This window comes from Parcubacteria group bacterium, from assembly GCA_016186325.1.
Lineage (GTDB): Bacteria > Patescibacteriota > Minisyncoccia > UBA10092 > UBA10092 > JACPHB01.
In genome coordinates this window covers 74,887-84,173 of record JACPLW010000012.1, presented here as the reverse complement: position 1 = coordinate 84,173, position 9,287 = coordinate 74,887, and the positions used below count along the sequence as shown (strand labels likewise).

Annotated in this window: 9 protein-coding genes, 1 rRNA gene, 1 other RNA gene and 1 other annotated feature; all 11 genes read left to right on the top strand. The window is 39.3% G+C overall.

Annotated elements, in window-relative coordinates; genetic code table 11:
* Position 1: 1 nt before the first annotated feature.
* Positions 2–1,674, top strand: a sequence feature (possible 23S ribosomal RNA but 16S or 23S rRNA prediction is too short).
* The 11 genes from HYW79_04090 to HYW79_04040 all read left to right on the top strand — a co-directional run bounded on the left by HYW79_04090 (position 863) and on the right by HYW79_04040 (position 9,283).
* On the top strand, positions 863–1,303 hold the full coding sequence (locus HYW79_04090) for an LAGLIDADG family homing endonuclease (GenBank protein ID MBI2635684.1): 441 nt from the start codon (positions 863–865) through the stop codon (positions 1,301–1,303). It overlaps the preceding feature by 441 nt.
* Before the next feature lie 86 nt (positions 1,675–1,760).
* Positions 1,761–1,876, top strand: a 5S ribosomal RNA gene (gene rrf, locus HYW79_04085).
* An 86-nt stretch (positions 1,877–1,962) separates the two neighbouring features.
* A complete protein-coding gene (locus HYW79_04080; GenBank protein MBI2635683.1) occupies positions 1,963–2,703 on the top strand; it encodes a hypothetical protein in 741 nt (246 codons plus the stop codon).
* Position 2,704: 1 nt separating this feature from the next.
* A complete protein-coding gene (gene rodA, locus HYW79_04075; GenBank protein MBI2635682.1) occupies positions 2,705–3,811 on the top strand; it encodes a rod shape-determining protein RodA in 1,107 nt (368 codons plus the stop codon).
* Positions 3,808–4,377 carry a response regulator gene (locus HYW79_04070; GenBank protein MBI2635681.1) on the top strand — a complete coding sequence of 190 codons (570 nt, stop codon included), beginning with the start codon at positions 3,808–3,810 and terminating at the stop codon, positions 4,375–4,377. The genes rodA and HYW79_04070 overlap by 4 nt, the downstream gene beginning before the upstream one ends.
* Positions 4,378–4,386: 9 nt before the next feature.
* Positions 4,387–4,935 (top strand): 3'-5' exonuclease, encoded by a 549-nt coding sequence (locus HYW79_04065; protein ID MBI2635680.1) that lies wholly within the window; start codon positions 4,387–4,389, stop codon positions 4,933–4,935.
* Positions 4,936–4,944: 9 nt separating this feature from the next.
* Positions 4,945–5,547: a ribonuclease H family protein gene (locus HYW79_04060; GenBank protein ID MBI2635679.1), complete on the top strand. Its 603-nt coding sequence runs from the start codon at positions 4,945–4,947 to the stop codon at positions 5,545–5,547.
* 446 nt (positions 5,548–5,993) lie between these two features.
* An RNA gene (gene rnpB, locus HYW79_04055) (RNase P RNA component class A) lies at positions 5,994–6,323 on the top strand.
* 115 nt (positions 6,324–6,438) lie between these two features.
* Positions 6,439–8,139 carry a murein biosynthesis integral membrane protein MurJ gene (gene murJ, locus HYW79_04050; protein ID MBI2635678.1) on the top strand — a complete coding sequence of 567 codons (1,701 nt, stop codon included), beginning with the start codon at positions 6,439–6,441 and terminating at the stop codon, positions 8,137–8,139.
* Positions 8,140–8,197: 58 nt separating this feature from the next.
* Entirely contained in the window at positions 8,198–8,548 is a 351-nt protein-coding gene (locus tag HYW79_04045; GenBank protein ID MBI2635677.1) for a hypothetical protein, read from the top strand.
* 180 nt (positions 8,549–8,728) lie between these two features.
* Positions 8,729–9,283 carry a hypothetical protein gene (locus HYW79_04040; protein MBI2635676.1) on the top strand — a complete coding sequence of 185 codons (555 nt, stop codon included), beginning with the start codon at positions 8,729–8,731 and terminating at the stop codon, positions 9,281–9,283.
* The last annotated feature ends 4 nt before the right edge of the window (positions 9,284–9,287 follow it).

Sequence of the window (9,287 nt, the reverse complement as noted above, 5' to 3'; positions counted from 1 at the left end):
CGTTCTAAGGTAGCGTAATTCCTTGTCTGGTAAGTTCAGACGTGCACGAAAGGCGTAACGACTGGGGAACTGTCTCAACCACGAGCTCGGTGAAATTGCGAGTCCAGCGAAGACGCTGGGTACCTGCAGCAAGACGAAAAGACCCCGGGAGCTTTACTGCAACTTAGTATTGGCTATAGAGTTTTGATGCGTAGCATAGAAGGGAGGCTTTGAGATCCCGCTTTTGGGCGGGATGGAGCCGTCAGTGAAATACCTTTCTTTAAAACTTTATAATCTAACCGACGCGGAAAAAACGAGTCGGAACAGTGCTTGGTGGGCAGTTTTAGTGGGGCGCTATCCTCCAAAATTGTAACGGAGGAGTCCATTAAGGTCGGCTAACTTCGGATGGAAATCGAAGTGATAGGGCAAATCCAAAAGCCGGCTTAACTGCAAGGCGTACATGCCGCGCAGATGCGAAAGCAGGGATTAGTGAACTGTTTATGGTTCGTAGAAACGTAAACAATCATCGGATAAAAGCTACCCCGGGGATAACAGGCTAGTCGCTTCCAAGAGTCCATATCGACGAAGCGGTTCGGCACCTCGATGTCGGCTCATCTTATCCTGGGGCTGGAGAATGTCCCAAGGGTTTGGCTGTTCGCCAATTAAAAAGGTACGTGAGCTGGGTTCAAACCGTTAAGCAACTGAATTATGAAACTTGAATCATAAAATTCGGTTTTTTAACAGTTTGAATCCGAGGTAATAGACATCAAATTCGCAGCGGCTTTCACGAGTAATCGTGATTGACAAATCGACTCATATCGGTGAAGTCCTACTCGTAAGACAAACTGTCGTATGTTAGGATAATACCGAGGGAAGTTGTGCTATGAATAATCTTTCGTTAACACAAAAATCTTATTTTGCTGGATTTTTAGATGCTGATGGCAGTATTTATGTCCAAGCAAAAGTTAATAAAACATATAAGTATGGTTATCAAATAGCCCCTTATATTGTTTTATTTCAATCAAAGAAAAACGATAACTTCGAAAAAATCTGTACGTTAATAGGAGCGGGATATATTAGACATAGAAAAGACGGAATTACAGAATATATTATTGGTAGACTTGACGAAATCACAGAGTTTCTTAATGCGGTAGAACCCTATGTTCTACTTAAGAAAAAACAAGTTCTATTGATGAAAAAAATTATCGAAGTAAAGAAAAAAGTTAAAAATAAAAAAGATTTTGAAGTGTTAATAACATTAGTGGATAATTTCAGGAAATTAAATTATTCAAAGAAAAGAAAAATTCGTGCGTTAACCCCGTAGAGACTACACGTCGGTCCCTCGCAATCGCGAGGTGAAGGTATAGTCCAATGCACTTAGTAATAAGTGAAAACATGCGCGAGACAGGTTGGTCTCTATCTGCTGCAGGCGTTGATACTTGAGGAGCGTCATCTCTAGTACGAGAGGACCGAGATGACGGAACCTCTGGCGTACCGGCTGTCCTGCCAAGGGCATCGCCGGGTAACTACGTTCCGAATTGATAAGCGCTGAAAGCATCTAAGCGCGAAGCAATCTCCAAGATTAGGTATCGATGGGACGAAAGTCCCAAGAGCTTCCTCGAAGATTACGAGGTTGATAGGCGACAGGTGTAAGCGCGGTAACGCGTTGAGCCAAGTCGTACTAATAAAGCGAAATCTACTCATCCCTTATATGAGCATGAGTTTTTAATTTTGAAACCTGAAATTAATGGTTCGACAAAGCTCACCATTAACCCCGTTGTCCTGGTGACAACAGCGCGGTGGTACCACCTCTTCCCATTCCGAACAGAGAAGTGAAACACCGTGTCGACGATGATACTCGGCCCTCGATGGTCGGGGAAAGTAGTTATCGCCGGGACAATGGGGTTAATAAAAACCCCGCCCTTCAGCTGAAGGGCGGGGTTTAGTTTTAATTTTTCTTTAATATTGCTATAATATAATTATATGAACGATCGTCGACGAATATTTAAAAGAATATTTATTGCTGTTATTTACTTAGCGATTTTTTCCGGTGTCGGAACGGGGATTTATTTTTTAGTGCGGCCCACACCCGTGCCGCCTCCGCCACCTGCACCTGTCGTAGATCCGGTTGAAATAATTTGGTCACAAGTGTTTGTTTCGGGCCAAGACCTGTATTCCATCGGAGCTAAAATACGCAATCCTAACACCGGTTTCGGCGCGAGTTTTTTCACTTATACTTTTTATTTATACGATGCCAGCGGAAATTTGCTCTCAAACAAACCCGGCGAGTCGTTTATTTGGCCGGGGGAGTCAAAGTACCTTATAGAAGCCGGAATTGAACTTTTAAAGGCGCCAGTTTCAGTTAAACTTCAACTCGGCGAGCCGACATGGCGGGAAGTTAAAGATTTTAAAAGCATTGATTTGACGGTTAGCAACATTTTTTACGGCCAAGGAAAGGCCGGTTCCGGAAAATTTTATGAAGTTAATGCTACGGCATTTAATGGCACTTCTTACGACCTAAGTAAAGTTTATGTTTCAGCCGTACTTTTTGGCAGGGGCAATCTTCCCATTGCAGTTAATTCAACAATTTTTGAGAATCTCAAATCAAAAGAACGTCGGCCTTTTAGCATGCCTTGGTTTTCTCCATTTTCCGGCATTCCAACTTCGGTTGACCTGAGCATTTCAACTAATCTTTTTAATCGGCCGGAACTGCTCGGACAATGACATGTTTCAGGCTTTAAAAAAATTCGATTGGATTTTAATCGGTGCCATTATCCTGCTTTTAGCCATCGGCCTTTTAAGCATTGCCTCTACTTCTCAAGCCAGAACGGGCACCTTCAGTGTTTTTAAAAAACAGCTAATTTTTAGTTTTCTCGGTTTATCTTTGCTTTTTTTATTCGGTTTTACGGATTACCGTTTTTTAAGAAATTATCCGGTTGTGGTCTTGTCTCTTTATGCTTTGTCCGTTGCACTTTTAATTCTACTTCTTTTTTTTGGAAGCCAAATCAGGGGTTCAACCTCATGGTTTAGGTTCGGCGAAGGCGGCAAATTAGGTTTTGAACCCGTAGAAATAACAAAATTTATTTTAATCGCGCTTTTGGCGAAATATTTTTCAAGCCGGCATGTTGATTTCGGACTTTTTAGGCACATTATCATTTCCGGTATTTATGTTTTAATTCCCGTAATTTTAGTTTTGCTTCAGCCGGATTTGGGATCGGCGGTTTTGATGATCGCGATATGGGCCGGCATTATGTTTGTTTCCGGAATAAGAGTGCGGCATCTTCTGGCGTTATTTTTAATTTTTTTGATTTTGACAGGTTCGGCTTGGCAATTTTTTTTGGAAGATTATCAAAAATCGCGGATTACAACTTTTTTAAAACCCCAAAACGATCCCTTGGGAAGCGGCTATAATGTTTTACAATCCATTATTGCCGTCGGATCGGGAGGATTTTGGGGCAAAGGGTTGGGGCATGGCAGCCAGTCGCAGCTGAATTTTTTGCCGGAACAGCATACAGACTTTATTTTCGCTACCATTGCCGAGGAATGGGGGTTTCTTGGCGTATCTTTTTTATTAATCCTGTGGACGATAATTTTTTGGCGGCTTTTTATTATTGGATTTAATGCCGAAACTAATTTTGCCCGCCTTTTTATCGCGGGATTTATGATTTTGCTTTTAAGTCACATATCTATTAACATTGGAATGAACATAGGTTTTATACCGGTAACCGGTATTCCCTTGCCGTTTTTAAGTTACGGCGGCTCAAATTTAATTACAACATTTATTGCTTTCGGAGTTATTCAAAACATTAAAATTAGCTCTCAAGATATATGAACAACCAATCAAAGAAGATTTTAATAGTTGATGACGATGAGTTTATTCTAGGGATTTATGCAAAAAATTTTAGAGATGAAGGATTTGAAGTTTTTACGGCACATGATGGTCAAGAGGCGTGGGATATTATAAAATCCGGTAATACTCCCGACGTAGTTTTCACCGGTATCACTATGCCTAAAATGACCGGCTTTGAGCTTATTGCCAAAATGCAGGCGGACGAAGAGCTGGCTAAAATTCCGGTAGCGATCAACTCCCATAGGGGTCGGCCGGAAGATCAAGAGTTGGCTCAAAAAATGAATGTTGATGATTTTATTATTCAAGGAATTACGACGCCGGCGGAAACAGTGGTGCGCATAAAATCATTAATCGGAATTAAAAATGCTTATAAAATTGCCATTATTCCGGATAAATACGATGGAGGGGCTTTAATAAATTTTTTTAACAAACAGCAAGGCGCCGAGTGCGATCCAATAGGTAAAGAAATTTTTCTGGAAATGGAGTTAGAACCCCAAACGGGCAAATTTAAAGTAAAGATTGGCTGTGGCAGTACGGAAAAAAATTAAACATAACAAATGAGAAATTTTGATTTGGCTTTTATTGATTTTGAAACGACCGGCCTTGGTTTTGACAGCGAAATAATAGAAATGGCAGTTATTACGGTAAGTCATGAAAGTCTGGAAGTATTGGAAGAATGGTCTGTTAAAATAAAACCTAAATATTTGAATAAAGCCGATCCGGAGTCTCTTGCGATTAACGGATATAACGACGTCGAATGGGCCGACGCTTTAGAAATTAATCCGGCTCTTCAAATGTTTTTGGAAAAAACTTCCAATAAAGTTTTAGTCGGCCATAATTTGAGTGTTGACTGGCTGTGGCTCCACCGGTCGCTTTTTGAAAATGGTTTATTGCCCAGTATGAAATTTGAATCGGGAAAGTTTTATTATCAGGGTTTTGACACGGTTTCTTTAGCTTACTCAAAACTGCGAAATGTCCCGGGAATAGAAAAATTTAGTTTGGACGAACTTACTAAATATTTTGGCATTAATCGGGCGCGCGCTCACAGGGCTCTAGACGACGCCCGCGCTACTTATGAACTTTTTGTTAAGCTGATAACCTACTAATATCTGATTATGGAAAAACGCAAATACTATGCTTATTTTGTGCCTCGGAGCAACAAAAAAGGAATAACCGAAAATTGGAAAGAGTGCGAAAAAATAATTCACGGAGAAATAAATTCAAGATTTAAAGGTTTTAAAACACTTAAAGAAGCGGAAGAGTGGCTAAAAGCGGGAGCTATTTATGGTTTTAGGAAAAAATTAAAATCCGGTATTTATTTTGATTCCGGTACCGGAAGGGGGCTCGGCGTTGAGATTAGCGTTACTGATGAAAACGGCAGTAATTTACTATCAGAAAAGAAATTTAAGAAACACCTGGATAAAGCCGGTCATTTTATATTGCAAGATGTTTCCAATAACTATGGCGAACTATTGGCTTGTTATCACGCCTTAAAAATAGCGGCTAAGGAAGAAATTAAAAAAATTTTCGGTGACAGCAAACTGGTAATAAATTATTGGTCCAAAGGATATATGAATAAAGACAAGCTACCGTTAAAAACTAAAAGGTTGATAAAATCAGTATCGCGTTTAAGAAAAATATTTGAAGAACAAGGCGGAAAAATAGAATATATTTCCGGCGACGACAACCCTGCCGATCTGGGGTTTCATAGAAGATAGACTTTAGAAATGCAACGCTCTATTGACTTTTACGCCGAAAATTGATAATATAAAAATTAAGACTTGGGAAGTGGCATGGGGTCATTTTCCAATTGTTCCACACAATTCGAGAGGGGAGTGGACGATGGTTAAGTTTAAGACAGGTGAATTGTGGGTAACTTCTATCGTTGTTTTTCTGGGAATGATATCGAGTAACTTCCTTTATGAGGCAATCACAGGAAAAGAACGGTGGGTTTTGGCTCTAGACAATTCATGGTCTCAGTTAGTTGCTGTAGTCGTTTTGACGACTGTACTTACATTATGTAAGCGTAAATAAGATTTCAATCTTTAGTTTTAGGGCCGCAGTCTTTATGACGCGGCTCATTTTTTATAATATTGACAAAACACTAAAAATTTGATAGCATTAAAACGCTTCCCTAAAGGAAGCGTTGGTCTTAAGAATTTAATTAAGGAAACGGACGATTGCCCTGAGTTTATCGAGGGGAGGAAAGTCCGGACACCACCCCGCAGTTGCGGGGGAAAAGCGTACGGGTTAACGACCCGCCGCGAAATAAATAACGCGAGAGGTGCGAACAGCGACGCCGGGCGCCGAAAGGCGCAAGGCACCCCGCATTTGCAGGGTGAATTCCATAGAAATATGGAAGTGAAACGGCTAAATCCTTACTGGGTGCAACCTCGTTATGAGGGCTAAAGCTCGGCAGCAATGCAGAGCTCAGATAGATAATCGTCCCCCGCAGTTGCGGGGACAGAATCCGGCTTATAGTTTCCTTTCACCTGCCAAAGTTTTGCTTTCGCAAAATTTAGGCGGGTAAATAAGATCAATAGAACACCACCCTTGCATGCAAGGGTGGTGTTCATTTTTAGTATTATTTAAGTTATCATATAGCGGTAATGTTTGCAGTCATAGGAAAATTTTTAAATAATAGGTCGGAAAAAATATCTTCGGCTGCCTTAACGATTGCCGCTTTTGGCTTAGTCAGCCGCCTTTTTGGCCTTTGGCGCGATCGGATGCTGGCCGGCCAATTCGGAGCGACAAGAACGCTTGATATTTATTATGCCGCTTTTAAAATTCCCGACCTGGTTTATAATCTTTTAATCGTAGGTATAATTTCCTCTGTTTTTTTGCCGGTTTTTTATGAATATTCAACAAAAGATAAAGATGAGGCTTGGCGGTTTTCCGGCAACATTCTTAATGTTTTGCTTATGGCGCTAATATTATTTTCCGCGTTATTGGTTTTATTTGCTCCTTTTCTGATTTATCTTGTAGCGCCCGGCTTTGATAAAGCCTCTCATGATATTACGGTAAAAATAAGCCGCGTATTGTTTTTAAGCCCGCTCTTATTGGGAATTTCGGCATTTGCTTCGGCTCTTCTTCAGGCATTCTCCCGGTTTCTTATTACATCGCTTGCCCCTATTTTTTATAATTTAGGAATCATTTTTGGCATTGTATTTTTAACGCCAAAATTCGGGATTTGGGGTCTGGCTTACGGCGTTGTTTTGGGAGCATTATTACATTTATTGATTCAACTGCCGTCTCTCTATAGTATTGGTTTTAGACCTTTTAAGGGTCTTAATCTTAAAGATGCAGGTTTAATTAAAACCGCGAAACTGTGGTTGCCCAGAACCGTAAGTCTTGCGGCTTTGCAGGTTAACAGCATAGTAATGACGGCTATTGCCTCCGTTATTTCAACCGGAAGTATCGCGATATTTAACTTTGCCGATAATCTCCGCTTTGTTCCGATAGGGATTTTTGGAGTAGCATTTTCTACAGCCGCTTTTCCGGCGATGAGCATTGCCTACGCGCAAGGCAAAAAAGATTTGTTTTTAAAAAGATTTTCTCTTGCCGTACGTCAAACTCTTTTTATTATTATTCCTCTTTCTCTTTTATTTTTTGTTTTTAGAGCTCAAATTGTAAGGATAATTTTAGGCACCGGACAGTTTGACTGGGATGCGACGCGGCTTACCGCCGCGGTTTTAGGACTTTTTTCTTTTGGAATTTTTGCCGCGGCTCTATTACCGCTTTTTACCCGCGCTTTTTTTGTTTTTCACAACACCAAAACCCCGGTTTTTATAAATGTTGTTTCTATGGCAGTAAGCGTATTTTTAAGTTTTTTATTCGTAATCGCTTTTATAAAAATTCCCTTATTAGGCAACATTTTGGCGAGTTTTCTGAAAGTGGGCAATATTAGCGGCGCGGCTATTTTAGGACTGCCGCTTGCAATTACCACCGCTTCGATTATAAATATTATTTGGCACTGGATTGATTTAAAGCGTCATGTCGGCGATTTCGGAATTTCGGAAATAAAAAAATCGGTTTTTAAAATTATTATTGCCAGCGCCGTTAGCATTATTCTGGCTTATGCCGGGCTGAATATCTTTAACAATATTTTTAATACCGGTACCGTTTTCGGATTATTTTTTCAGACTTTCGGGGCATTTATTATGGCGGTATCTGGATACTTAGTAACTGCGTTTATTTTAAAATCCGAAGAAATGCTGATGCTTAATATGCCCGCGACGCTTTTAAATTGGCATGGCATTAAAAAGCCTGAACTGGTACCGGCCGGCGAATCCCTTGACGATCAGTATTAAATATGGTACATTAAGCTTAATTCTTGTCTATAACTTTTAAGCACCCAAGGAGGGGCAGATGGGTTATTTAGAATGGTATCTATCGGTGGGATTCGTAATTGCTTTTATTTTTGCTTGTTTCTTTACAAAGATGTTGGTTTTAAAAAAGTCATTGGATAAAGGCGAAATTAGTATTATTATCACTAGTGAAAAATCAGTTTTTATTTTTAGTTTATCATCTATTACCGTCGTATTAGCTGATGTAGACGATGAGTTTGCGATTAATGGTTTTAATGTAATCTTCCAATTAAAACTTGGTTTGCTATTTTTGATTAATATCTTAGTTTGGCCAATATCTCTTTTTACTTTAATCCTATCGGCTTGTGTTTGTATCTTCGGGCAACGGCTATCAACAAGCGATCAAGAATAAAAGTAATTTAATATTTTTTGTATCCCACACTCATATTAGGTGTGGGGTTTTTTTTATCAAAATCTGTTCTTCAGCGCGGCAACGCGCTTTTATTTTTACCTTTTAATTAGTAGTTACTACTAAGAACACTAAAACTTGCTATAGCAAAAACTACATACTATAATAAAAATAGAAAATATAATGAAAAAAGAGATAATTATAAAAGACATTTTGAAATACCTTGTAATTGGCGGGGCAATTTTATTAATTTTATCTTCGCCATCCGGAACAAGAAGGTTTCTAAAAGAAATACCAAAAGAATTAAAGCGATATAAAAGATTGAAATTACGACGCGCTTTGTTGTATCTGAAAACACAAGATAGAATTCAATATATAGAAAAGAATAATGTTATTGTTGCCAAAATTACCGAAAAAGGAAAAAATTATCTTAAAAAATTTGATTTTGACAACCTGTCGCTGATAAAACCCGATGTTTGGGATAAAAAATGGCGCCTGGTTATTTTTGATATCCCTGAACGTAAAAAACTGGCACGCGAAGCGTTGCGCCAAAAATTAAAAGATTTGGGTTTAATAAAACTTCAAGACAGCATTTGGGTGACGCCATTTCCTTGCGAAGAAGAAGTTATTCTTATTAAAAGTGCGTTTAACCTTTCAGATTTTTGGCTTGATGTTATAATTACAGAAAATGTAGGAAACAGAGAATATCAATTGCGTAAACAATTTGACCTAATTTAATTAA

Coding starts and splice junctions, on each gene's coding strand:
- HYW79_04090 (MBI2635684.1), top strand. CDS start 863: ATGAATAATCTTTCGTTAACACAAAAATCTTATTTTGCTGGATTTTTA.
- HYW79_04080 (MBI2635683.1), top strand. CDS start 1,963: ATGAACGATCGTCGACGAATATTTAAAAGAATATTTATTGCTGTTATT.
- rodA (MBI2635682.1), top strand. CDS start 2,705: ATGTTTCAGGCTTTAAAAAAATTCGATTGGATTTTAATCGGTGCCATT.
- HYW79_04070 (MBI2635681.1), top strand. CDS start 3,808: ATGAACAACCAATCAAAGAAGATTTTAATAGTTGATGACGATGAGTTT.
- HYW79_04065 (MBI2635680.1), top strand. CDS start 4,387: ATGAGAAATTTTGATTTGGCTTTTATTGATTTTGAAACGACCGGCCTT.
- HYW79_04060 (MBI2635679.1), top strand. CDS start 4,945: ATGGAAAAACGCAAATACTATGCTTATTTTGTGCCTCGGAGCAACAAA.
- murJ (MBI2635678.1), top strand. CDS start 6,439: ATGTTTGCAGTCATAGGAAAATTTTTAAATAATAGGTCGGAAAAAATA.
- HYW79_04045 (MBI2635677.1), top strand. CDS start 8,198: ATGGGTTATTTAGAATGGTATCTATCGGTGGGATTCGTAATTGCTTTT.
- HYW79_04040 (MBI2635676.1), top strand. CDS start 8,729: ATGAAAAAAGAGATAATTATAAAAGACATTTTGAAATACCTTGTAATT.